Here is a 24913-nt window from a genome sequence, read left to right as displayed (position 1 = left end):
CCTAGGAACCTGCCCGATTCGGTTCAAGCGCGCCGGGCGGAGCTATCCCCGCCGCGCATGCGAAAATGGCCCCGTCCGCGTGGGACGAGGCCGCTTCGTTCCTGCGTGCCGACGCGAGGTCAGATGGCGTTGGCAGGCGTGTTCAGCGTGGCCGGACGCGAGGTCGAGCTTGCCGGATCGCGGCTGAGGTCGCCCTTGTCCGCCGCGCGCTTCACCAGGTAGCCCGCGCCAATCGCGCCGAGCAGCCCGAGAAAACCCATGCGCCGCGCCAGCGGCACCGCCAGCGCGCCGAGGATGGCCCCGCTCGTGCCGGTAACGCCGCGCGCCGCATTGCCAGCCGCCGCACCCGCGGCCGCACCGATAATCTTGCCGATCATGTCATGTCTCCTTTGCGGCCCCAACGCATGGAGCGCAGCCGCAGTTCCGGAGCTCGCAGGGAGTGATGGTGCGGTCGAGAAGACTCGAACTTCCACGGCCTTTCGGCCACAACGACCTCAACGTTGCGCGTCTACCAGTTCCGCCACGACCGCACATCGAGAGGGGGCTGGCCAGTGGCCCGCCCGGGTAGGTGGGCGCCACTAGCAAAAGGGTTTTGGGGCTGCAAGCGGGGAATTGGCGCGCTGGCGCGAAGTTCGCTCGCTATTCGGGTTTCCAGCCGAACTGCACTTCGCGCGCGGAGCGGGGGATATCCGTCACCGCCTCGTTCACCGCTACAGTCTCACCCGGCGCGAGGGTGCGCTGCGGGGGCGCGACCTCGGAGCTGTAGACGATGCGGTCGCGCGAATCGCGCAGCACGATGAGTATCGAGGGCACGTCGCGCGTGCTGGTGCCGATGTTGGTGATGGTGCCGCTGGCGCCGAAATACTCGGTACCGTTGGGCAGCGTCCGCCGCTCCTGCAGGTCGGGTGGGAAATCAAGCTGCAGGTCGGGGTCGGCGACGCCGAACGTCGGGCGCTCGACCGGCACCCAGTCTGGCACGCCGTAGTACGATACCACCGCGATGGTGCCGAGCGCGACCGCGGCGAAGATCGCGCCCGCCCAGGTCATGATCTTTAGCCAGTTGCGACGCGGGCGGAAGGGCGGCCCGTGATCGAAATGCGAGGCGTCGTCCTCGTCCGAGCGGCGACGGGCGACCGGCGGCGGCGGTATTTCGACCCGCTCGATCGGAGCGGTGCGAGCCGCTGCGGGGGGCGGCGGCGACGCGGGTTCGGGTGCCGACGACGTGCCGACAAGGTCGGCGCGCGGCGCGGGCGCCGGAGGTTCGGCTGCGGGCGCGTGAGCCTCGGGCTCGGCGGGCTGCGTCAGCTCGAGCTCGGGCCCGTCCTGAAACCAGCTGTGGCGGCATTTCGCGCAGCGCACGGTGCGACCTTCCACGCCGATCGCGGTATCGGGCACGACGTAACGGGTCGCGCAGGCGGGGCACTGGATGATCATCTGCCAAGGCCATGCCTACGCCCGCTACCGCGATGCAACAAGCGCGGCAGGCCCGCGCATGGCCCCGCCGCGCGACCTTTTCCACAAGCGCCGTCCGATATTTACCTGCAGCAGACCCGCTGCGCCCTTCCCGCCGCCCGGCGAAGGCCCTAGTTGGGGCAGGATGAGCGGGCCCGAAAGCAGCATCGTCCAGTTCGCCAACGTGGGCCTGCGCTACGGCACGGATCGCGAGGTGCTGAGCGATGTCTCGTTCACCCTCTATCCCGGCAGCTTCTACTTCCTCACCGGCGCCAGCGGGGCGGGCAAGACCTCGCTGCTCAAACTGCTCTACCTCGCCCAGCGGCCCAGCCGCGGCATCATCTCGATGTTCGGCGAGGACGTGATTACCGCCGAACGGCGCGCGCTACCCGAATTCCGCCGCCGGATCGGCGTGGTGTTCCAGGATTTCCGCCTGGTGCCGCACCTTTCCGCCTACGACAACGTGGCGTTGCCGCTGCGCATCTCGGGCATGAGCGAAGGGAAGCTGGAGAAGCCGGTGACCGACATGCTCGAATGGGTCGGGCTGTCGCACCGCGTGGATGCCCGGCCCGAGACGCTGTCGGGCGGGGAGCAGCAGCGCGTCGCCATCGCCCGCGCCGTGATCGCCCGGCCGGAAATCCTCGTGGCGGACGAGCCGACCGGCAACGTCGACCCCGAAATGGCGGTGAAGCTGCTGCGTCTGTTCGAGGCGCTGAACCGGCTGGGGACGACCGTGGTGGTCGCCACCCACGACGTTCACCTGCTGCGCAAGGTTCCGGATTCGCTCATCATGCGGCTCGACAAGGGGCGGCTCAGCGATCCCACCGGGGCCTTGCGCTACCCGCCGCGGCGCGAGCAGCGAGCCGAAGCGTGAGCGCGCCCTCGCCCATCCGGAAGGGGGCCCCGCGCTTCGGCGACAGCGCGCGCATGATGCAGCACGGGCGCATCGCCGGGCCGATGCCGTGGGTGATCGCCATCATGATCGCGCTGACGGTGATGGCCGCCACGGCCGGGCTCGCGCTCGCCAACGTGGCGGGCGGGGCGCGGGCCGAGATCGCCGGGGGATTGACGGTGCAGGTGGTCGAAGCCGCCCCGCTGGAGCGCAACCGGCAGGCAGAGCGGGCGCTGTCGTGGTTCGCCAACCGCGAAGATGTCGCCTCCGTCCGCCGCGTGCCCGATGACGAGCTCGCCGCGCTCATCGAACCCTGGCTGGGCGAGCTGGGCACAGGCGCCGAGGACGGGGGCGTGCCCGTTCCCGCGCTGATCGACGTGCGCCTGTCCGGCCCGGTCACCGCGGCGCGGCTCGAGCAGATGCGCCAGGGCCTCGCCCGGCAGGCACCCGCCGCCCGCATCGACGCGCAGGCGAGCTGGCTCGCACCCGTGTTCGATGCGATCCGCTCGCTGCAACTGCTGGCGGTCGGCCTGATCGTGCTGCTGGCAGCGACGAGCGCGGCGGCGGTCTGGCTCTCGGCGCGCAGCGCGCTCGGCGCCAACCGCGAGACGATCGAGACCATCCACCACCTCGGCGGCACCGACGGTCAGATCGCCGCGATCTTCCAGCGCCAGATCGCCTTTGACGCGGCGCTGGGCGGCGCGGCGGGGCTGCTGCTGGGGCTGGCCGCGGTCTTCGTGCTGGGCCAGCAGTTCGCCGATCTGGGCTCCGGCCTCGTCGCGGGCGGCGGGCTGGGCGCGGCGGACTGGGTGCTGGTCGGCGCAATCCCGCTTGTGGGAATGGTGCTGGCGGTTATTACGGCGCGCTATACCGTGATATCCGCGCTCAGGCGGATGTTGTAGGGGGCCCGCACCGCTTTGTTCCGCCGTCTGATCTCCGTCCTGCTCGTCGCCTGGGCCCTGGGTTTCCTGTGGTTTGCCGTGGCCTTGCCGCGGCCCGCGCCGGTCAGCCGGACCGATGCCATCGTCGTGCCCACCGGCAGCGGCGGGCGCATCGCGCGCGGGCTGGAGGTGCTGCAATCGGGCGCGGCGGAGCAGATGCTGGTCACCGGCGTGGATCCCGCCGTGCAACCGGCCGAGTTTCAAGCCGAGTTCGCCGTGCCGCAGCGGCTGATGGATTGCTGCGTGACGCTGGGCTTCAACGCGCTCGACACTCGCGGCAACGCGCGCGAGACGGCGCAGTGGATGGACGAGCGCGGCTATACCTCGCTTCGCCTCGTCACCGCCGACTGGCACATGCGCCGTGCCGCGGCGGAGCTGGCCGACCAGCTGCCCTCCAATATTTCCATCCTGCGCGACGCCGTCCGCTCCGAGGTCAGCCTGTGGACGTTGTTCCTCGAATACCACAAGTGGCTGGCGGTGTGGACGCTGCAGGCGCTGAAGTGACGCTGCCATGCTGCTGCTGCGCAACATCGCCTTCTACATCGCCTTTTACGCCGGCTCGCTGGTGCTGAGCTTCGGCGCGGCGGGGGCGAGCTACGTGCGTCCGGCTTGGGTGAAGCCGCTGTGCGACTGGTGGTCGGACTGGCATCACTGGTGCTGCGAGAACCTGCTGGGGTTGACCATCGTGGAGACCGGCACGCGCCCCGACCGCCCCGTGCTTTACGCCATCAAGCACGAGAGCTTCTTCGAGGCGATCGCGATGGCGCACACCTTCGATTACCCGGCGGGCGTCGCCAAGGCGGAGCTATTCGACATTCCCGGCTGGGGCCGCGCGGGGAAAGCCTACGGCCTCATCCCGGTGGCGCGCGACCAGGGGGCCAAGGCGCTGCGGGGGATGCTGAAGCAGGCGCGCGCTGCGACAGAGGCGGGCCGGCCCATCGTGATCTTTCCCGAGGGCACCCGCGTCCCCCACGGCACGCGGCCCCCGCTGCAATCGGGTTTCGCCGCGCTGTACAAGCTGTTCGGCCTGCCCGTGGTGCCGGTCGCGGTCGACAGCGGGCCGCTCTATCATCGCACCCTCAAGCGCCGGGGCACGATCACCTGGAAGTTCGGCGAGGTCATCGAGCCCGGCCTGCCGCGCGCCGAGATCGAGGCGCGGGTCCACGAAGCGATCAACGCGCTGAACGACTAGGCTTCGATCGCCGCGATGACCTCGCGCAGCCATTCGCGCGCGTCTTCGCGCTCGCCGATATCGGCCACGAACTCCTGCCCGCGCGATACGCTCTGCAGCCTATGATCGGGCAGCCAGCGATCGGCACGAGCGTGGTAGCTGAGGCCCGTTTGCGTCAGCCAGGCCGGCACCTGCCACAAAGTCAACGGACCGCCGGGCACCGTCAGCCGCAGCGCGTCGCAGGCCGGGGCATTGGTCGCCCCGCGTCCGAGCCATACGGCGTCATTGCCGGCCTCCATCGCCATGGCGTGCGGCATCCCGACTTCCGCCAGAGCCGCTACCCGTCCTCTCGGCGCGTCCGTCAGCGGCAGGACTTCCTCCACGTTCAGATAGCCGAAGATCCGGTGGTGCGGGGCGGCCGCGCCCTCGCGAAAGAGACCGAAGAAGACGAAAGTATCGCCCGCGCCCACGCCACGGTTCTCGAGGTGGGTCTGTGCCGCACCGCACTGGCCGAGCATGGCGGTACCGTCGGCCAGGAAGCGCGGATCGTGATGGCAGCGATGGCGGCCCGAAAGTTTGCCGCCGCTCGCCCGGCGTGCGTGACCGCCCAGCCGCAGGCTGCCATAGGTCGTTGCCGAGGCGCCGCGCCCCGCCGGGATCGGCAGGCTGAGCGCGCGCCCGTCCACGATCGGCGAGGGTCCGCCGCCTGCGCTGGAATCGAACCCCTTGCGGCTGAAAACCACCTTCATGCGCCCCGCAATACCCCGCCGCGCGAACCCCGTCGACTTCGCTTGATTGCAGCTGAAACCGGGTGCAAGGGCGAGCCATGGCCATCGACCGTTCCGCGCTGCGCGCCGCCTATCGCCTCGACGAGGAGACCTGCATTGCCGAGCGGCTCGAACAGGCCGCCCCCGCCTCCGCCGTCCACCGCGAAGCCGCCACGCTCGCCAGCCGGCTGATCGAGGGCGCGCGCGCCCGCGCCAGCTCCGGCCTCGACGCTTTTCTCGCCACATACGGGCTCGATACCGAGGAAGGTATCGCCCTCATGTGCCTCGCCGAGGCGCTGCTCCGCGTCCCCGATGCGGGCACGGCCGACGCGCTTATCGCGGACAAGCTGGCGGGCGTCGACTGGTCCGAGCACATGGGCGCGAGCGACAGCACCTTCGTCAACGCCGCCACCTTTTCGCTGATGCTGACGGGCGAGGTTCTGCGCGGCGGCAAGCGCGCCGATGCGGGCCTTGCCAACACTCTGCGCCGCGCCACCGGGCGCCTTGGCGAACCCGTCATCCGCCAGGCGGTAAGCCAGGCCATGCGGATCCTCGGCGGCCAGTTCGTCTACGCCCGCACCATCGACGAGGCGCTGAAGCGCGCCGCGCCCGAACGACGCCGCAACCTCGCCCACAGCTTCGACATGCTGGGCGAGGCGGCGATGACCTTCGAGGACGCGGAGAAATACCGCCAAGCCTACGAACGCGCGATCCGCCGACTGGCCAAGGAACCGGGCGGGGTGTTCGAGGGGCCGGGTATCTCGGTGAAACTCTCCGCGCTCTACCCGAAATACGACTTCCTCCACGCCGAGTCCGCGCGCGCGGCGCTGATCCCCATGGTGCGCGACCTCGCGGTGCAGGCACGCGATGCGGACATGCATTTCACCATCGATGCCGAGGAAGCCGAGCGGCTCGAGCTGTCGCTCGACATCATCGAGGCGCTGGTGGCGGACGACGCGCTGTTCGACAACGGCACCCCCGCCGGCTGGCAGGGTTTCGGCATGGCCATCCAGGCCTATTCCAAGCGCGGCGTGCCGCTGTGCCGCTGGGTCGCCAAGCTCGCCCGCAAGCACGACCGCCGCCTGTTCGTGCGGCTGGTCAAGGGCGCCTACTGGGATGCCGAGATCAAGCTGAGCCAGGTGGGCGGGCACGAGGACTACCCGGTCTTCACCCGCAAGCTGGGCACCGACGTCTCCTACCTCGCCTGCGCCAAGGCGCTGCTCGACGCGGACGACGCGCTCTACCCCGCTTTCGCCACGCACAACGCCTACACCGTCGGCGCGATCAAGGCGATGGCGGGGGGCAAGCCGTTCGAGTTCCAGCGCCTTCATGGCATGGGCGAGGATGTCTACGAGGCGCTGGCCGAGGCCGAGCGAAACGACCGCACCCGCGTCCGCATCTACGCCCCCGTCGGCGGGCACAAGGAACTGCTCGCCTACCTCGTGCGCCGCCTGCTGGAGAACGGGGCCAACAGCAGCTTCGTCAACCGCATGGCCGATGCCGAGGTGCCGGTGGCCGAGCTGGTGACCGACCCCGTCGCCGACCTCGCCGCGCTCCACCCCCGCCGCAACCCGGCGATCCCGCTGCCCGCCGACATCTTTCCCGGGCGCGCCAATTCCGCCGGGCTCGACCTCGCCCACCAGCCCACCCGCGCCGCCGTGCGCGAACGGCTGGCCGAGCTCGCCCCGCGGCAGTGGAGTGCTGGCGAGGGCCTCGCGGGCATGAAGCTGCCGATCGTCAGCCCCACCGACGGGTCGCAGGTGGGCGAAGTCACCCTCCCCACCCGCGCCGAGATCGCCATGGCCTTCCAGCTCGCCGAGGCCGCGCAGCCCGCGTGGGATGCGCTGGGCGGTGACAAGCGCGCCCTGCTGCTCGATGCCGCCGCCGACCTGTTCGAGGAGCATACGGCCGAGTTCATCAGCCTGTGCCAGCGCGAGGCGGGCAAGACTCTGCCCGACGCCGTGCTCGAGGTGCGCGAGGCGGTGGACTTCCTGCGCTACTATGCCAACGAGGCGCGCGCGCATTTCACCTCCGGCGTCCCGCTTCCCGGCCCCACGGGCGAGAGCAACGTGCTGCGCCTCCACGGGCGCGGCGTCTTCGTCACCATTTCCCCGTGGAATTTCCCGCTGGCGATCTTCATCGGCCCGACCGCGGCCGCGCTCGCCGCGGGCAATACAGTCATCGCCAAGCCCGCCGAGCAGACGCCGCTGATCGCTCAGCTCGCCGTGGACCTGTGCCACAAGGCGGGCATTCCGGCAGAGGTGCTGCACATGCTGCCCGGCGGCGGCGAGATCGGCGGGCGCATCACCGCCGACCCGCGCCTCGCGGGTGTGGCATTTACCGGATCGACCGCGACGGCCCACGCCATCAACCGCGCGCTCGCCAGCCGTGACGGCCCCATCGCCACGCTGGTGGCCGAGACCGGCGGACAGAACGCGCTCATCGTCGATTCCTCGGCGCTCCCCGAACAGGTGACGCGCGACGTGGTCGCCAGCGCCTTCCAGAGCGCGGGCCAGCGCTGCTCGGCCCTGCGCGTCGCCTATATCCAGGAGGACGTGGCGGACACCATGCTCGCCATGATCCGCGGCGCGTTCGAGGCGCTGGTGGTGGGCGACCCGGCGCAGCTTGCAACCGACGTCGGCCCGGTGATCGACGAGGAAGCGCGCGCCAAGCTGGAGGCGCACGTCGCCGCGCGGCAGGCGGCGGGCAACCGCGTCTGGCGCCTGCCCCTGCCGCCCGAATGCGCCAATGGCCACTTCGTCGCCCCCACGATCATCGAGATCGACCGCATCGGCGACCTGGCGGAAGAGAACTTCGGCCCCGTCCTCCACGTCGTGCGCTTCGCCGCCGGAGACCTCGGCCGCGTGATCGAGGACATCAACGCCACCGGCTTCGGCCTGACGCTGGGCCTCCACAGCCGCATCGAGGACACCCGCCGCTTCGTCGAGGCACGCGCGCGGGTGGGCAACTTCTACGTCAACCGCAACCAGATCGGCGCGGTGGTGGGTTCGCAGCCGTTCGGCGGCGAGGGCCTGTCGGGGACCGGCCCGAAGGCGGGCGGGCCGCACTACGTGACGCGCTTCGCGACAGAGCGGGTGACGACGATCGATACGACGGCGGCAGGCGGGAATGCGACGCTGCTGGCGGGGGGCTGACGGGAGCGGTTCCGTCCGTTGGTCACAAACCTGTCGCTTTCACAGATGCGGAAGCGTAAATGCGGCCCCAGCAGGGGCGGCACGCGGTTTGGCCATAATGGTGGAATGATGCAGGACAAGTCGCCAACCCTCCAGCCGATCGACCGCATCCAGGAAAACCTACTCGCCCGCTCCGAACGGCGCGTGCTGACCTGGCTTTGCGCGCGCATGCCCGCCTGGGTTTCGCCCGACATGCTGACCTTTCTCGGCCTGTTCGGGGCCTTGATGATCTTCGCCGGATACACGCTCAGCACACTGGACGAGGACTGGCTGTGGCTGGCGATGGCGGGTTACGTGATCCAGTGGTTCGGCGACAGCACCGACGGCAGCCTCGCCCGCTATCGCCGGATCGAGCGGCCGCGCTACGGCTATTTCCTCGACCACAGCTGCGACGGGGTGGCGACCACGCTGATCGTCACCGGCATCGGCCTCAGCCCCTATGTCACGCTGGAGGTCGCGCTGGTGGCGCTGGCGGGCTACCTGCTGCTGTCGATCCAGGCCTTCCTCTCGGTGCGCGTGCTGGGCGAGCTGAAGCTATCGGCGCTGAATGCCGGGCCTACCGAACTGCGGCTGATCCTGATGGGCTTTACCTCCGCGATGATCGTGCTCGGCCCCGGTCCGGGCATGTTCGGCAGGATCTCCGGCTTCGACCTGTTTGCCGGGGCGATCGGCACGATCCTGATCGCGATCTTTGCCGTGCAAACCTGGTCCATCGCCCGGCGGCTGTCGCGGGAAGAGCCGTCGCGCAATCACGAGTGGTCCGCGACCCGCCGGGACTGAACGCGGTGGCGGCAAGGGGGATAAGCGCCATGGCCGCGCTTGCCCCCGGCCCCGCCTTGGGCAATCCCTTCCCCATGGCAATCCTCTCCGACAAATGGATTCGCGAGGCGGCGACGACCCGCGGCATGATCGAGCCCTTCGTGGAGGCGCAGCGGCGGGAGGGGAACATCTCCTACGGCCTCAGCTCATTCGGCTACGACGCGCGGGTGGCGGACGAGTTCAAGATCTTCACCAACATCGACAACGCCGTGGTCGACCCCAAGGATTTCGCCGCCACCAGCTTCGTCGACCGGCAGACCGACTGCTGCATCATCCCGCCCAACAGCTTCGCGCTCGCCCGTACGGTGGAATATTTCCGCATTCCGGACGACGTGCTGGTGATCTGCCTCGGCAAGAGCACCTACGCGCGCTGCGGCATCATCGTGAACGTCACCCCGCTGGAGCCGGGCTGGGAAGGCCACGTCACGCTGGAATTCTCCAACACCACGCCGCTGCCCGCCAAGATCTACGCCAACGAGGGCGCGTGCCAGTTCCTGTTCCTGCAGGGCAACGAGCGGCCCGAGACGACCTATGCCGACCGCGCAGGCAAATACATGGGCCAGCGCGGGGTGACGCTGCCGAGGTTGTAATCCTCCCCGGTACGGGGAGGGGGACCGCGCCCGCAGGGCGGGGTGGAGGGGCACCAGCCGGTTTCTGCGCGACGTGTCACTCAGAGGCCCGCGCGCCCCTCCACCATGCTGCGCATGGTCCCCCTCCCCCGCTGGGGGAGGATTAGAAACTCGTTCTGACCGAAAGCCGGAAATTCCTCCCCGCCAGCGGTACGAAGTCCTTGGTGAAGCTCGCCGCGCGGCGGGCGTCCTCGTTCAGGATGTTGTTCACCTGCGCCAGCACCACGATGTTGTCGTTGCCCTCCAGCGGGTGCCAGGCGATCGAGGCGTTCACCATCGTGTAGCCGTCGGTCGGCGTTTCCAGCGGGGCCACGCGGGTCTGGTCGTCGTGCCATTCCACTTCGCCGCGCAGGTCGAAGTGGTCGAGCTTCGCCTCCAGCGCGCCCGACAGGCTAAGCGGCGGGATGCGGGGCACCGGCTCGCCGTCGGCCAGCGTTGCGCGGGTGTAGTCGCCGCGCAGGTCCGCCAGCAGCTCGAAGCTGCCGGTGTCGATCAGCGGAAAGGTCGCCTGCGCCTCGAAGCCCCACTGGTCGGCGTCCTGCTGCTGGAAGGCGAAGACGTTCAGGCCGTCCTCCTCCTCCCCGGTCTCGGCGAGATAGATGAAGTCGCTGAACCAGTTGCGATAGAGCGTCGCGTTCACCTGCACCGGGCCGAGCGAACCGCGAAGGTAAGCCTCCCCGCCCCAGCTGCTCTCTGTAACGAGGTCGGGAATGCCGATCTCGAACTGCTGGGTGGCGAGGTGCGGGCCGTCGGCGAACAGCTCCTGCGAGGATGGCGCGCGCTCGGTGCGCGAGACGTTGAACCCCACGCGCAGGTCGTCCGCCAGCGTGTAGCCCGCGCCGGCGGCTGCGGAGAACGTGCAGAAGTCGCGCGAGACATCGCCAAAACCGAACGTCTCGGCATCGATGGAGGTGTTCTCGTAGCGGGCGCCGACCTCGAACTCGAGCGCGTCGAAGTCGAACTCCTGCAGGCCGAAGACGGCGAAGCTCTCCGTCACGTTGGGCGGCACGAAGGCCTCGTCCCCCAGCGCCTGGAAGTCGACGTGCGAGTACTGCACGCCGGTCGATCCGCGCCAGCCGCCCGAACCCAGCGAACGGCGCGACTGGACGAGTTCGACCCGGCCCTCGACGCCTTGGACATCGAAGACGGTGCCCGTTTCCTCGCCCTCGAACTCGGTGTGGGTGTAGTCCGACCAGCCCACGCGGGTCTGCACCGAATCGAGGAAGCCCGTGCCGAGGTCGAGCTCGCCGCGCAGGTCGACGCGGTATTGCCTTAGGCCGATGGAGACGTTCTCCTCGCCCTCCGGCTCCTCGCCGCCCAGGTCTTCCTCTTCCTCGCCGTGGACGTGGCCCACGCCCGGCAGGCCGGGAACGCCGTAGGTGGTGTCGTAGTAGCCGAAGGAGGCGCCGAGGTTGCTGTTGCCGGAGAACCAGGCGAGGCCCGCCCCGGCCGAGGTCGCTTCGGTGAAGCTGTTGGGCAGCACGCCGCGGGCATTGGCTGCCTCGCGCAGCTCGGCGGCTTCCTCGAAGTGGCCTTCCTCCTCTTCCTCGTCGGCATCGGCGAGCAGGTCGGCGCGCAGGTAGCGCGAGGCGACGAAGCCGGGGATTTCGAGATCATTCGTCACCCGTCGCGAGCCGTCGACATGGACCGCGAAGCCGCCGCCTAGGGGCGCATCCACGGAAGCGCCCAGCTCGCGCAGGTCGCTGGCGGTGTCCATGCTTGCGAGCGCATCGACGTGCACCGTCTCGTCCGGCAGGCGCGGCGGGATGCGCTTGGTGACCACATTGACCGCGCCGCCGATGGCCTGGCTGCCGTAGAGCAGCACCGCAGGGCCGCGGAGCACCTCCACCCGGTCGGCAATCAGCGGATCGGAAGCGACGGCATGGTCGGCGCTGGTGGAGGAAGCATCGAGCGAGCCGGTGCCGTCGGTCAGCACGCGCACGCGCTCCCCGCCGAAGCCGCGCAGCACGGGTCGCGAGGCGCCGGGCGCGAAGCTGGTCGCGGAGACGCCGGGCAGGCTCGCAAGCACCTCACCGATCTGGCCCGCGCTTTCGCGCTGCAAAGCGACGCCAGTGACGACAGAGCTGCCCGCGACGAGGTCGAGCCGGTCCACCCCCGCCGCACGGACGTAAATCGTGTGCAGGTCATCGCTGCCGGGTTCGGCATCACCGGCGGTGGCGGTCTCGTCGGGCGTCGGCTGCTCGGGCGCCTCCTGTGCGTGAAGGGCGAGCGGCATGGCGGCGGAAACGAGGAAGGCGACCGGAAGGGTTTTCATGAGAGTCCTGATGTCGGGAGATGTTGTGTTACATTGTCACACGCGCTCTAGCGTTCGCCGCATGAGGCGCAAGTGAACACGCTTCGGTTTCGACGAACCGCCGTTTCGATGCGACTAATGTAGGGAAGTCAGCCTCGCGCCGCCGCCTCGAGCCTTTCGCGAGCGCGTTCCTCGCCGATCAGCGGCAGCAGTTCGGCCATGTCCGGCCCGTGGTCGCGCCCGGTCAGCGCCTGGCGGAGCGGCTGGAACAGCTCGCGGCCCTTGCGCCCGGTGCCGACCTTGAGCGCGGCGGTCAGGTCCTGCCACGGCGTGTCGCTCCACACGAGCGCCTGCGCCGCCTCGGCGAGATAGGCGCGCGTTTCCTCATCGAACGCCCGAGGCTCGACGGGGCCGGTGACCACCTGCCACCAGTCGATCACCTCGCTCGCCTTTTCCAGGTTCGGACGGATGGCGTGCCAGGCGGCGGGGGTGAAGTCCTCGGGCACGAAGCCCGCCACCGCCTCGAACGGCAGCTGGTGGACTATCTGGGCGTTGACGCGCGCGAGGTCCGCCTCGTCGAAGCGCGCGGGGGCGCGGCCGAAGGTGGCGAGGTCGAAGGTGTCCAGCAGAGCGGTACGATCCGCGATCGGCTCGACCGGCAGCGCGGTGCCGAGCCGGGCGAGGAGCGCCACGATGGCCTCGGGCTGATAGCCCTGCTCGCGGAAACTTTCGACGCCCAGCGAGCCCAGCCGCTTCGACAGCTTGCCCTCACGCCCCACCAGCAGCGCCTCGTGCGCGAAGCGCGGCGGCTGCGCCCCCAGCGCAGTGAACATCTGGATCTGCACCGCGGTGTTGGAGACGTGGTCCTCGCCGCGCAGCACGTCGGTCACGCCCATAGAAATGTCATCGAACGCGCTCGGAAGCATGTAGAGCCACGAGCCGTCGGCGCGGCGGACCACGGGATCGCTGAGCTGCGCCGCATCGAACTTCTGCGGCCCGCGGATGCCGTCGTCCCAGGCGATGGGTTCGTCGTGGTCGAGCCGGAAGCGCCAGTGCGGGGCCACGCCTTGTGCCTCCTTTGCAGCGCGCTGCTCGTCCGTCAGCGCCAGCGCCGCGCGGTCGTAAATCGGCGGCAGCCCGCGCCCCAGCGCGATCTTTCGCTTGAGGTCCAGTTCCTGCGCGCTTTCGTAAGCCGGGTATACGCGGCCTGCGGCCTTCAGCCGCTCGAACGCCTCCTCGTAGAAAGCCAGCCGTTTGGATTGCCGCTCCTCGCCATCAGGCGTCAGGTCGAGCCAGTCGAGATCGCGGCGGATCGCCTCGACGAAGCGGTCCTCGCTGCGCTCGGCATCGGTGTCGTCGATCCGCAGCAGGAAGCGCCCGCCGGCCTTGCGGGCCAGCATCCAGTTGTGCAGCGCCGTGCGCAGGTTGCCGACGTGCAGCAGTCCGGTGGGCGACGGCGCGAAACGGGTGACTCTGGTCATGCCCGCCGCACTAGGCGAAGGTCAGGCGATATTGAAGCGTTTGCGCGCCTTTTCGAGCTCGGCCAGCATGGCGTCGATGGCGCGGTTGTCCTCGGGCGAGCCGTGGTCGCGGACCACGCCTTCGAGCTCGGCAATCTCCAGCCGCGCGGCTTCGAGTTCGCCGGGCAGTTCCCAGCGTGCCTTTTGCAGCTGCGCCTCGTATCGCTCCAGCATCTCGGGCGGGATGACCTTGGGTCGCTTCGCCCCGACCGTTCGCCAGCGTGCCCTTGCGATCCCTTGCGTTTTCTCGAGGTGCTTGCGGACGACGCGCACGGCCAGCGCCGCCTCGTCGCAGGCCACCATGCCGCCCAAGGCCGCGAGGTTGCGCGGCGTCGCCCATCCGGGAAAGTGGAAGCTGGGCAGGGCCATCAGCCAGCGGGCGACGAGCTCGGTCTCGTGCGCGCCGACGTAGCGGTGCACCAACGGCAGGGACACGCTCTCGCCGACATCGAGGAAGAGCATCTGCGCATCTTCCATCGCGATCTCGCCCGCCCTGCCCGCCGCGACAGCCGCGCCCTGCACGGTTTCGAGATCGACGCGAAAGTTGCGGAATCGCGGGCTGGCGGCATCGGCGAAGCGGCGACCTAGCGCCGCAAGGTGCGGCGGGGGCGGCGGCGCGCTTTCGAACAGCATCCGCTCAAACGGGGTCGGCTCATCAGTCATCCACGCCCCCCATAGCACGCGGTGGTTATTGCCTTGCAAACGCCAGCGCCGGCCTCATCGCGTTGCGACCGTAACCGAGTGGCCCCCGCCGGTCAGGACCAAGCCGCCGTCGGGGGTGCGGTCCAGTATCGTCGCCGCATCGATGGCAGTGGCGACATCGAACACGGCATGGTGGATGCGCGCGCGGGCGAGGCATTCGGCCGCGGGCTGGAATCGGCGGTCGGTCGCGATGCTGCCGCCGTCGGCCTGGTAAAACCAGCCGTAGCCGTCGCAGGCCGAGCGGAAGGTGATAGTGGTCGCGTCCACCAGCAGCGCCAGGTCGAGATATTCGTCCACCTGCGCGCCGTCGACGGCGGTGACGCGCCACGCGCCCTCGATCCGCGCGCTTTGGACAGGGCGCAGGACGAGCCGGTGGCCGGCGCCCGTGGCGATGACCGTGCCGTCGCCATGCCGGGTCATGCCGTCCAGCCCGTCGAACAGCTCCTCGATGGCGGTCTCGAACGTCGCGAGCCCGCGCGCGCACATGGCGCTGCCCGGTTCGTAAAAGCGCTGCGCGCTGTAGCTCGCGCCGCTCGTATGGCGGTAGGTCCAGTCGGCATAGATGCAGCCGGAGCTGAAATGCACGCGGTCGACGGTGAGGATAATGCGCGGAGCCTGGCCGGGTGTGCCGCCCGCAATCGGCGCTCCGTCGAGCGTCGCGACGGCATAGGTCTCGTCGATCTTCTGTCCCGGCGCGGAGGCCGGCGGAGCGTCCTCGGCCATGGCAGGCGTCGTCATCACCGGCTCCGGTTGCGGCATCTCGTCCGTCTGCGAGACAGTGCACGCGGCGAGCGCCAGCGCGAGGCTTGGGAACGCGCCTCTCATCGCGCCGTCAGCCGCACCGAGCGGCCGTCCCCTGCGATCTCCACCTCGCCGCCGCGCGTCGAAACGATCGTGTCCGCCGCCGCCATGGCCGACCACACCTGCTCCAGTTCGGGCGGGAAGCCGATGTCGCAAACCGTGCCAGGATTGCCGGGCGGGGGAGTATCGAAGGCATCGCCCTTGATCGTGTAGGACACGCCCTGCCCCGCGCAGCCCGGCTCCCACCACACGCCGTGCCAGTCGGCTTCCAGGTCGATGGGGTCCGCCGTCGGCTTTCCGTCGAGCGCCGTCACCCTCCAGCTGCCCGAGAGATCGACGGCGCGGCTCGCCAGGTCGTCGGCACTCGGAACGAAACGCAGCTGCACCGTCCCAGCCGCGCCCGAGAGCCACAGCCCGCGCGGCACGTGGCGCACGGTATCCGCTGCGCCGACTGCCGCCATGATCGCCTCCTCGCCGGGCTCGAGACCCCGCGCACACATCTCGACCTCGGCGCGCAGCGGGCGGACGGCGATGGTCTCGCCGCTGCGCTCGTAGCGCCAGTCCTCGAACACGCACTGCGACTGGAAGTGAATGCGGCCCGCTTCGATGGCGATCTCGGGATCGGAACCCTCAATGCCGATGACGGGCGCCGCTTCGTTGACGAATTCGACGACGTAGCTGCCGGTAATGTCGCGTCCGGAGGCGGCGGACGGAGGCTCATCCGCCGTCTCCGCCGCGCCGGTGCAGGCGGCGAGAGCTAAAGCGGCAAACGCAAGCAAGCGCATCATCGACAACCCCCATGAAAAAGCCCCGGAAGCGCGAACTCCCGGGGCTCTTTTTCGTATGGCGCGATGAACGCGGGATTAGCCCTGGTCGTCGTCCTCGTCCGGCAGCGGCGCGGCCGCTTCCTCGGCTTCGACGGCCTCTTCCTCGTTGTCGACGCTCTCGTCCGAGGCGTCTTCGTTGAGGTAGTCGCCGGCGTCCGCGTCGGTGCCGTGGGTCTCGCCCTCGGCCGCTCCCAGCGGATCGTCGCCGATCGCCGCCTCGGGGCCCTGCGCCAGCTCGGCGGCGTGCTCCTCGGCCGCGCTGTCGGGCGCGATCAGGTCGGCCTCGATGGCCGCATCCGAAGCTGCCTTCTCGCTGGCCTTGGCAGCCGCGGCCGCCTCGTCAGCCGCCTCGATGGCGTCGGCCATCTTCTTGTACTGCGCGCGGATCGCGGCATCGCGGCTGGAGGCGGTGACGCGCAGGCGGTTCATGCCCGCGCCGGTACCGGCGGGAATGAGACGGCCCACGATCACGTTCTCCTTCAGGCCGACCAGCGTGTCCTTCTTGCCCTCGACCGCGGCCTGGGTGAGCACGCGCGTGGTCTCCTGGAACGAAGCCGCCGAGATGAAGCTGCGGGTCTGCAGCGACGCCTTGGTGATGCCGAGCAGGATGGGCGTGCCTTCCGCCTTCTTCTTGCGCGGGGGCAGCTTGGCGTTGACCTCGTTCATCTCCTCCAGGTCGACCTGTTCGCCCGGCAGCAGCGTGGTGTCGCCGCCGTCGGTGATCTCGACCTTCTGCAGCATCTGGCGAACGATCACCTCGATGTGCTTGTCGTTGATCTTCACGCCCTGGAGTCGGTAGACTTCCTGGATCTCTGTGCACAGGTATTCGGCCAACGCCTCCACGCCCAGCACCTCGAGGATGTCGTGCGGGTTGGGGCTGCCCGAAATGAGCGTGTCGCCTTTCTTGACGAAGTCGCCTTCCTGGACGTCGATCACCTTGGTCTTGGGCACCAGGTACTCCACCGGATCGCCCTCTTCCGGAACGATCGCGATCTTGCGCTTGGCCTTGTAGTCGCGGATGAATTCCATCCGGCCGCTGATCTTGGCGATGACCGCCGCGTCCTTGGGAACGCGGGCCTCGAACAGCTCGGCAACACGCGGCAGACCGCCGGTGATGTCGCGCGTCTTGGCGGCTTCGCGCGAAGCACGGGCGAGGATGTCGCCCGCGGCAACCTCCTGTCCGTCCTCGACCGAGAGCGTGGTGCCCGGAGCCAGCATGTAACGCTGGGCCTCGGTTTCCTCGCCCTTCTTAGTCTTGCCCGAACCCTTCACGTCGTCCTCGCCGAGGAAGGTCAGGCGCGGACGCAGGTCTTCCTTCTTGGAGCGCGAGGTGGCGCGGTATTCGGTGACGACGCGCTGGGCGATACCGGTGGCATCGTCCACCCGCTCTTCCAGCGTCTTGCCCTCGATCAGGTCCTGGTAGCGCACGACGCCGGCCTGCTCGGTGATGATCGGCAGGGTGAACGGATCCCATTCCGCCAGGCGATCGCCTTCCTTCACCGATGCCCCGTCTTCGAACATGAGCATGGTGCCGTAGGGCACGCGGTGGATGGCGCGCTCGCGTCCTTCCGGATCGACCACGACCATCTCGCCCGAACGGGCCAGCGACAGGCGGCGACCCTTCTTGTCGGTGATGGTCGGCATGTCGCGGTAGACCACCTTGCCGTCCGAGATGGACTCAAGATGGCTGGTCTCGTTGATCTGCGCCGCACCGCCGATGTGGAAGGTACGCATGGTCAGCTGGGTGCCCGGCTCGCCGATCGACTGCGCCGCGATGACGCCCACGGCCTCGCCGATGTTCACCGGCGTACCGCGTGCAAGGTCGCGGCCGTAGCAGGTCGCACAGACGCCCTGCTCCGCCTCGCAGACCAGCGGCGAGCGGATCTTCGCCTGCTGCACCTCGGCATCCTCGATGGCCTTCATCATGGGCTCGTCGACCATGGTGCCGGCCTTCACGATGACCTCGCTGGTGGCGACGTTCACGATGTCCTCGGCCACGGTGCGGCCCAGGATGCGCTCGCCGAGCGAGGCGATCACGCTGCCGCCCTGCACGATGGCGCGCATTTCCAGCGCGTTCTTGGTCTTGCAGTCCTCCTCCACGATGACGCAGTCCTGCGACACGTCGACGAGGCGGCGGGTGAGGTAACCCGAGTTCGCGGTCTTCAGCGCCGTGTCCGCGAGGCCCTTGCGGGCGCCGTGGGTGGAGTTGAAGTATTCGAGAACCGTCAGGCCTTCCTTGAAGTTCGAGATGATCGGGGTCTCGATGATCTCGCCCGAAGGCTTGGCCATCAGGCCGCGCATGCCGGCGAGCTGCTTCATCTGCGCCGGGCTACCGCGGGCGCCGGAGTGGCTCATCATGTAGATCGAGTTAATCTGCGCCTGGCGACCGTTCTCGTCCTTCGGCATCGCCCGGATCTCGTCCATCATGGCGTTCGCCACCGTGTCGCCGCAACGGCTCCACGCGTCGATCACCTTGTTGTACTTTTCCTGCTGGGTGATGAAGCCGTCCTGGTACTGCTGCTCGTAGTCGGCAACCAGCGCCTTGGTCTCCGCGATCATGCCGTCCTTGCTGTCGGGGATGATCATGTCGTCCTTGCCGAAGCTGATGCCGGCCTTGAACGCGTGGCGGAAGCCCAGCGCCATGATGGCGTCGGCGAACAGCACCGTGTCCTTCTGGCCGGTGTGGCGATAGACCTGGTCGATGACGTCGCCGATCTCCTTCTTGGTGAGAAGGCGATTGACGACCTCGTAGGGCACCGTGTGGCTCTTGGGCAGGCACTCGCCGATCAGCATGCGGCCGGGCGTCGTTTCCACGCGCGCCATGTACTCCTTGCCCTTCTCGTCCGTCTGCGGGACGCGGGTGTGGATCTTGGAGTGCAGCGTCACCGCGCCGACGTGCAGCGCCTGGTGCACCTCGTTGATGTCGGCCAGCACCTTGCCCTCGCCCGGCTCGCCTTCGCGGTCCATCGAGAGGTAATAGAGGCCCAGCACCATGTCCTGCGAGGGCACGATGATCGGCTTGCCGTTGGCGGGCGAGAGGATGTTGTTCGTCGACATCATCAGCACGCGCGCTTCCAGCTGGGCTTCCAGCGAGAGCGGCACGTGGACGGCCATCTGGTCACCGTCGAAGTCGGCGTTGAAAGCCGAGCAGACGAGCGGGTGCAGCTGGATCGCCTTGCCCTCGATCAGCACGGGCTCGAAGGCCTGGATGCCGAGGCGGTGGAGCGTGGGCGCGCGGTTCAGCAGCACCGGGTGCTCGCGGATGACTTCGTCGAGGATGTCCCAGACTTCCTTGCGCTCCTTCTCGACCCACTTCTTGGCCTGCTTCAAGGTCATCGAGAGACCCTTGGCGTCGAGGCGGGCGTAGATGAACGGCTTGAACAGCTCGAGCGCCATCTTCTTCGGCAGGCCGCACTGGTGCAGCTTCAATTCCGGACCGGTCACGATCACGGAACGGCCCGAATAGTCGACGCGCTTGCCGAGCAGGTTCTGGCGGAAGCGGCCCTGCTTGCCCTTGAGCATGTCGGAGAGCGACTTCAGCGGACGCTTGTTGGCACCCGTGATCACGCGGCCGCGGCGGCCGTTGTCGAACAGCGCGTCGACGGCTTCCTGCAGCATGCGCTTTTCGTTGCGGACGATGATGTCCGGCGCGCGCAGCTCCATGAGGCGCTTCAAACGGTTGTTACGGTTGATGACGCGGCGATAGAGATCGTTGAGATCCGACGTCGCGAAACGGCCGCCGTCCAGCGGCACCAGCGGGCGCAGTTCGGGCGGAATGACCGGCACGACCTCGAGGATCATCCATTCGGGGCGGTTGCCCGAATCGATGAAGCTCTCGACGACCTTCAGACGCTTGATGATCTTGGCGGGCTTGAGCTTGGACTTGGTGGTCTCCAGCTCTTCGAGAAGGTCGGCCTTCTCCTGCTCGAGATCGAGGTCCATGAGCATGAACTTGACCGCCTCGGCGCCGATGCCGGCACTGAAGGCGTCCTCGCCGTACTCGTCCTGCGCGTCGAGCAACTCGTCCTCGGTCAGCAGCTGGAACTTCTCCAGCGGGGTGAGGCCGGGCTCGGTGACGATGTAGCTCTCGAAATACAGCACGCGCTCGAGCTGCTTCAGCTGCATGTCGAGCAGCAGGCCGATGCGGCTCGGCAGCGACTTCAGGAACCAGATGTGCGCGACCGGGGCGGCGAGCTCGATGTGGCCCATGCGCTCACGGCGGACCTTGGTGACGGTCACCTCGACGCCGCACTTCTCGCACACGACGCCCTTGTACTTCATGCGCTTGTACTTGCCGCACAGGCACTCGTAATCCTTCACCGGGCCGAAGATGCGCGCGCAGAAGAGGCCATCCCGCTCGGGCTTGAACGTGCGGTAGTTGATCGTCTCCGGCTTCTTGATCTCGCCGAACGACCACGAGCGGATACGCTCCGGCGAGGCAATGCCGATCTGGATCTGGTCGAAGGTTTCCGGCTTGGCCAGCTGGTTGGTGAATTTGGTCAGTTCGTTCATTTTTCTCGTTCCCTAAAGGGAGAAAGTCAGGGGCGGTGGGGTGGGCGACCCTGCGGCCGCCCGCGCCCTGTCATTCAGCAGCGATCTGGCCGAAGCCGTCCGCATCCTCGTCCTCGCCGTCGTTCAGCGAGGAGAGTTCGACGTTGAGGCCCAGCGAGCGCATTTCCTTGACGAGCACGTTGAAGCTCTCCGGAATGCCGGCCTCGAAGGTGTCGTCGCCCTTGACGATCGCCTCGTAGACCTTGGTGCGGCCGACCACGTCGTCGGACTTCACCGTCAGCATTTCCTGCAAGGTGTAGGCGGCGCCGTAGGCCTGGAGCGCCCAGACCTCCATCTCGCCGAAACGCTGGCCGCCGAACTGCGCCTTGCCGCCCAGCGGCTGCTGAGTGACGAGCGAGTAGGGGCCGATCGAACGCGCGTGGATCTTGTCGTCGACCAGGTGATGCAGCTTGAGCATGTAGATGATGCCCACCGTCACCTTGCGGTCGAAGGCTTCGCCGGTGCGCCCGTCGTACAGCGTCGATTGGCCCGAAGCATCGAGACCCGCCTTCAGCAGCATGTCGGTGACATCGCCCTCGTTCGCGCCGTCGAACACCGGGGTGCCCATCGGCACGCCCGCACGCAGGTTGTTCGCCAGTTCGACCACCTCGGCGGTGGTGCGGCTGTCGATGTCCTCGTGGTACTGCTCGCCGTAGACGTCCTTCAGCTTCTCGACGACCGCGGCGGGCGGGGCCGCTGCGGTGACGTCGGGATTGGCGGCACGCCATTCGTCGAGCTGCTCGGCGATCTGGTGACCCAGCGCGCGGGCCGCGAAGCCCAGGTGCGTCTCGAAGATCTGGCCCACGTTCATGCGCGAAGGCACGCCGAGCGGGTTCAGCACGATGTCGACCGGGGTGCCGTCCTCCAGGAACGGCATGTCCTCGGCCGGCAGGATGCGGCTGATGACGCCCTTGTTGCCGTGACGGCCGGCCATCTTGTCGCCCGGCTGCAGCTTGCGCTTCACCGCGACGAAGACCTTGACCATCTTGAGCACGCCCGGGGCGAGCTCGTCACCGCGTTCGAGCTTCTCCTTGCGGTCCTCGAACTTGTCCTTGATGGCCTTCACAGCCTCGTCGTACTGGCCCTTTACCGCTTCGAGCTGGGCCTGCATGTGATCGTCGGCGACGGCGAACTTGAACCACTCGTGGCGGTCCACGCTCTCCAGCAGCTCGGCGTCGATCACGGCGCCCTTCTTGATGCCCTTCGGAGCCGCCGAAGCGGTCTGGCCGGCCAGCATGTCCTGCAGACGGTTGTAGGTCGCGCGGTTGAGGATCGCACGCTCGTCCTCGCTGTCCTTCTTGAGGCGTTCGATCTCCTCGTTCTGGATGGCGCGGGTACGGTCGTCGATCTCGATGCCGTGGCGGTTGAACACGCGCACCTCCACCACCGTGCCGGCGACGCCCGGGGGCAGACGCAGCGAGGTGTCGCGCACGTCGCTGGCCTTTTCGCCGAAGATGGCGCGCAGGAGCTTTTCTTCCGGCGTCATCGGGCTCTCGCCCTTGGGCGTGATCTTGCCGCACAGGATGTCGCCCGGGTGCACCTCGGCGCCGATGTAGACGATGCCCGCCTCGTCGAGGTTGCGCAGCGCCTCCTCGCCGACGTTGGGAATGTCGCGGGTGATGTCTTCCGGACCCAGCTTGGTGTCGCGGGCCATCACCTCGAATTCCTCGATGTGGATCGAGGTGAAGACGTCGTCCTTCACGATGCGTTCGGAGATGAGGATCGAGTCCTCGTAGTTGTAGCCGTTCCACGGCATGAACGCGACGAGGCTGTTGCGGCCCAGCGCCAGTTCGCCGAGGTCGGTCGAGGGGCCGTCGGCGATGATGTCGCCGGCCTGCACCTCGTCACCCACCTTCACCAGCGGACGCTGGTTGACGCAGGTGTTCTGGTTGGAGCGCTGGAACTTCTGCAGCGTGTAGATGTCGACGCCGGGGTTGGTCGTATCGACCTCGCCCGAGGCACGGATCACGATGCGGCTGGCGTCGACCTGGTCGATCACGCCCGAACGCAGCGCGGAGATCGCCGCGCCCGAATCGCGCGCCACGGTCTCTTCCATGCCGGTGCCGACCCACGGCGCCTCCGCCTTGACCAGCGGCACCGCCTGGCGCTGCATGTTCGAGCCCATCAGCGCGCGGTTGGCGTCGTCGTTCTCGAGGAACGGGATGAGCGAGGCGGCGACCGAGACGAGCTGCTTGGGGCTGACGTCCATCAGCGTGACCTGCTCGTTCGGGGCCATCACGAACTCGCCGTTCTGGCGGGCCGATACGAGCTCTTCCACGAACTGGCCGTTCTCGTCGGTCGCGGCCGAAGCCTGCGCCACGGTGTGCTTCTGCTCTTCCATCGCGGAGAGGTAGTTCACCTCGCCCGAGACCTTGCCGTCCTTCACCGCGCGATACGGCGTCTCGATGAAGCCGTACTTGTTGACGCGGGCAAAGGTCGAAAGCGAGTTGATGAGGCCGATGTTCGGACCTTCGGGCGTCTCGATCGGGCAGATGCGGCCGTAGTGGGTCGGGTGCACGTCGCGCACCTCGAAGCCGGCACGCTCGCGGGTGAGGCCACCCGGGCCGAGCGCCGAGACGCGGCGCTTGTGCGTCACTTCCGAGAGCGGGTTGGTCTGGTCCATGAACTGCGAGAGCTGGCTGGAGCCGAAGAACTCGCGCACGGCGGCAACGGCGGGCTTCGCGTTGATGAGGTCGTTCGGCATGACCGTCGACACGTCGACGCTGCTCATGCGCTCCTTCACGGCGCGCTCCATGCGCAGCAGGCCGACGCGGTACTGGTTCTCCAGCAGTTCGCCCACCGAACGCACGCGGCGGTTGCCGAGGTTGTCGATGTCGTCGACCTCGCCCTTGCCGTCCTTGAGGTCCACCAGCTCCTTGACGACGGCAAGGATGTCTTCCTTGCGCAGCGTGGTCACGGTGTCCTCGGCATCGAGGCCCAGGCGCATATTCAGCTTCACGCGGCCCACGGCGGACAGGTCGTAGCGCTCGGCGTCGAAGAACAGGCCCTCGAACAGCGCCTCGGCGGTTTCCTTCGTCGGCGGCTCGCCCGGGCGCATCACCTTGTAGATCGCCTCGAGGCCCTCCTCGCGGTTCTCGGCCTTGTCGGCCTCCATCGTGTTGCGGATCCACGGACCGGTGGTGACGTGGTCAATGTCGAGCAGGTCCAGCTGGTCGATGCCGGCACCGTCGAGCTTCTCGAGATTCTCCGGCGAGACTTCCTCGCCCGCCTCGATGTAGATGCGGCCGGTCTTCTCGTCGATCAGGTCGGCGCTGGCATAGCGGCCGAAGATTTCCTCGGTCGGGATCAGCAGGGTCTTGAGACCGTCCTTTTCCGCCTTGTTCGCGGCACGCGGGCTCACCTTCTGGCCGGCGGGGAAAACTTCCTCGCCGGTCTTGGCGTCGACCAGCGCGAAGGCCGGCTTGGCATTGCGCCACTGCTCGGCGGCAAAGGGAATTTCCCAGCCGTTCTTGCCGCGCTTCCAGGTGACCTTGTTGTAGAAGTGGTCGAGGATGTCCTCGTTATCGAGGCCCAGGGCATAGAGCAGCGAGGTGACCGGCAGCTTGCGCTTGCGGTCGATACGCACGTTGACGATATCCTTGGCGTCGAATTCGAAGTCGAGCCAGCTGCCGCGGTAGGGGATGACGCGCGCGGCGAACAGGAACTTGCCGCTGGAGTGGGTCTTGCCGCGGTCGTGGTCGAACAGCACGCCCGGCGAGCGGTGCATCTGCGACACGATCACGCGCTCGGTGCCGTTGATGAAGAAGGTGCCGTTCTCGGTCATGAGCGGCATGTCGCCCATGTAGACGTCCTGCTCCTTGATATCGAGCACGCTGCGGGTCTCGGTCTCGCTATCCACCTCGAACACGATCAGGCGCAGGGTGACCTTCATCGGGGCGGCGTAGGTGATGCCGCGCTGGCGGCACTCGGTCACGTCGTACTTGGGATCTTCCAGCTCGTAGTGGACGAAGTCCAGTTCGGCGGTGCCGGCGAAGTCGCGAATCGGGAAGACCGAACGCAGCGTCTTTTCCAGGCCCGAGACGTAGCCGGTGCTCTTGTCCGAACGCAGGAACTGCTCGTAGCTTTCGCGCTGCACCTCGATCAGGTTCGGCATCTGCACCACTTCGTGGATGTCGCCGAAGATCTTGCGGATGCGCTTCTTCTTGCTGCCCTGCTGCTCGGGGGCTTTCGCCTTGCTCGCCATGGTCGAGATACGCCTTCTTCTTCGCGTGTGCGCGCCGGGCAGGTGGCCCGGTGCAGGAAATGTCGGGAGCGGTGAAGCCCGCGTGAGACGCAAGAAAGGCCGCCGACAGACGCGACCCTAGGGTCACCGCCTTCGCAGCCTTGATCCTCCATGTCTCACGCAGATGCCGAGGCTTCCGTCCTGTGTGCG

17 protein-coding genes and 1 tRNA gene are annotated in these 24913 nt (G+C 68.1%); 7 read left to right on the top strand and 11 right to left on the bottom strand.

What is annotated here, in order from left to right; all coding sequences use genetic code 11:
* Positions 1 to 119: 119 nt before the first annotated feature.
* From AAW00_RS10185 to AAW00_RS10175, 3 genes are all read right to left on the bottom strand, one after another.
* Positions 120 to 377 carry a hypothetical protein gene (locus tag AAW00_RS10185; RefSeq protein ID WP_047004210.1) on the bottom strand — a complete coding sequence of 86 codons (258 nt, stop codon included), beginning with the start codon at positions 375 to 377 and terminating at the stop codon, positions 120 to 122.
* 66 nt (positions 378 to 443) lie between these two features.
* Positions 444 to 530: transfer RNA gene (locus AAW00_RS10180), tRNA-Leu, on the bottom strand.
* A gap of 109 nt (positions 531 to 639) precedes the next feature.
* Positions 640 to 1434 carry a zinc-ribbon domain-containing protein gene (locus AAW00_RS10175; RefSeq protein WP_047004209.1) on the bottom strand — a complete coding sequence of 265 codons (795 nt, stop codon included), beginning with the start codon at positions 1432 to 1434 and terminating at the stop codon, positions 640 to 642.
* A 163-nt stretch (positions 1435 to 1597) separates the two neighbouring features.
* On the opposite strand from AAW00_RS10175, the gene ftsE reads away from it, so the two are divergent.
* The 4 genes from ftsE to AAW00_RS10155 are packed head-to-tail and all read left to right on the top strand — an operon-like array spanning position 1598 to position 4477.
* Positions 1598 to 2326, top strand: a complete 729-nt coding sequence (ftsE, locus tag AAW00_RS10170; RefSeq protein ID WP_047004208.1) for a cell division ATP-binding protein FtsE — start codon at positions 1598 to 1600, stop codon at positions 2324 to 2326.
* Complete coding sequence (locus AAW00_RS10165) at positions 2323 to 3246, top strand: cell division protein FtsX (RefSeq protein ID WP_241461688.1); 924 nt, start codon at positions 2323 to 2325, stop codon at positions 3244 to 3246. The genes ftsE and AAW00_RS10165 overlap by 4 nt, the downstream gene beginning before the upstream one ends.
* A 15-nt stretch (positions 3247 to 3261) precedes the next feature.
* The gene (locus AAW00_RS10160) at positions 3262 to 3789 is read left to right on the top strand and encodes a YdcF family protein (RefSeq protein ID WP_047004207.1); all 528 of its coding nucleotides are present in this window, start codon (positions 3262 to 3264) and stop codon (positions 3787 to 3789) included.
* A gap of 7 nt (positions 3790 to 3796) precedes the next feature.
* On the top strand, positions 3797 to 4477 hold the full coding sequence (locus AAW00_RS10155; protein ID WP_047004206.1) for a lysophospholipid acyltransferase family protein: 681 nt from the start codon (positions 3797 to 3799) through the stop codon (positions 4475 to 4477).
* Here the strand turns inward: AAW00_RS10155 and AAW00_RS10150 are convergent.
* The gene (locus AAW00_RS10150) at positions 4474 to 5205 is read right to left on the bottom strand and encodes an Nmad3 family putative nucleotide modification protein (protein ID WP_047004205.1); all 732 of its coding nucleotides are present in this window, start codon (positions 5203 to 5205) and stop codon (positions 4474 to 4476) included. The two genes, AAW00_RS10155 and AAW00_RS10150, sit on opposite strands and share 4 nt — an antisense overlap.
* Before the next feature lie 77 nt (positions 5206 to 5282).
* Between AAW00_RS10150 and putA the strand changes: the two genes are divergently transcribed.
* The 3 genes from putA to dcd all read left to right on the top strand — a co-directional run bounded on the left by putA (position 5283) and on the right by dcd (position 9826).
* Entirely contained in the window at positions 5283 to 8378 is a 3096-nt protein-coding gene (putA, locus tag AAW00_RS10145; RefSeq protein WP_047004204.1) for a bifunctional proline dehydrogenase/L-glutamate gamma-semialdehyde dehydrogenase PutA, read from the top strand.
* 108 nt (positions 8379 to 8486) lie between these two features.
* A complete protein-coding gene (locus AAW00_RS10140) occupies positions 8487 to 9197 on the top strand; it encodes a CDP-alcohol phosphatidyltransferase family protein (protein ID WP_047004573.1) in 711 nt (236 codons plus the stop codon).
* A 74-nt stretch (positions 9198 to 9271) separates the two neighbouring features.
* Positions 9272 to 9826, top strand: a complete 555-nt coding sequence (dcd, locus tag AAW00_RS10135; RefSeq protein ID WP_047004203.1) for a dCTP deaminase — start codon at positions 9272 to 9274, stop codon at positions 9824 to 9826.
* A 142-nt stretch (positions 9827 to 9968) separates the two neighbouring features.
* Here dcd and AAW00_RS10130 read toward each other — a convergent pair whose 3' ends face one another.
* The 7 genes from AAW00_RS10130 to rpoB form a co-directional block, all read right to left on the bottom strand.
* Positions 9969 to 12140 carry a TonB-dependent receptor gene (locus AAW00_RS10130; protein ID WP_047004202.1) on the bottom strand — a complete coding sequence of 724 codons (2172 nt, stop codon included), beginning with the start codon at positions 12138 to 12140 and terminating at the stop codon, positions 9969 to 9971.
* Between the two features lie 128 nt (positions 12141 to 12268).
* Complete coding sequence (gene gltX / locus AAW00_RS10125; protein ID WP_047004201.1) at positions 12269 to 13600, bottom strand: glutamate--tRNA ligase; 1332 nt, start codon at positions 13598 to 13600, stop codon at positions 12269 to 12271.
* Positions 13601 to 13621: 21 nt separating this feature from the next.
* The gene (locus AAW00_RS10120) at positions 13622 to 14302 is read right to left on the bottom strand and encodes a hypothetical protein (RefSeq protein ID WP_156170032.1); all 681 of its coding nucleotides are present in this window, start codon (positions 14300 to 14302) and stop codon (positions 13622 to 13624) included.
* Positions 14303 to 14356: 54 nt separating this feature from the next.
* Positions 14357 to 15166 (bottom strand): hypothetical protein, encoded by an 810-nt coding sequence (locus AAW00_RS10115; RefSeq protein ID WP_047004199.1) that lies wholly within the window; start codon positions 15164 to 15166, stop codon positions 14357 to 14359.
* The gene (locus AAW00_RS10110) at positions 15163 to 15930 is read right to left on the bottom strand and encodes a hypothetical protein (RefSeq protein WP_047004198.1); all 768 of its coding nucleotides are present in this window, start codon (positions 15928 to 15930) and stop codon (positions 15163 to 15165) included. The genes AAW00_RS10115 and AAW00_RS10110 overlap by 4 nt, the downstream gene beginning before the upstream one ends.
* Before the next feature lie 75 nt (positions 15931 to 16005).
* Complete coding sequence (gene rpoC, locus AAW00_RS10105; RefSeq protein ID WP_082125011.1) at positions 16006 to 20481, bottom strand: DNA-directed RNA polymerase subunit beta'; 4476 nt, start codon at positions 20479 to 20481, stop codon at positions 16006 to 16008.
* Positions 20482 to 20551: 70 nt separating this feature from the next.
* The gene (gene rpoB / locus AAW00_RS10100; RefSeq protein ID WP_047004197.1) at positions 20552 to 24724 is read right to left on the bottom strand and encodes a DNA-directed RNA polymerase subunit beta; all 4173 of its coding nucleotides are present in this window, start codon (positions 24722 to 24724) and stop codon (positions 20552 to 20554) included.
* Positions 24725 to 24913 lie beyond the last annotated feature (189 nt).

Origin of the sequence: Aurantiacibacter luteus (genome assembly GCF_001010945.1) — a bacterium.
Lineage (GTDB): Bacteria > Pseudomonadota > Alphaproteobacteria > Sphingomonadales > Sphingomonadaceae > Alteraurantiacibacter > Alteraurantiacibacter luteus.
This window is presented reverse-complemented; position numbering and strand designations above follow the sequence as displayed.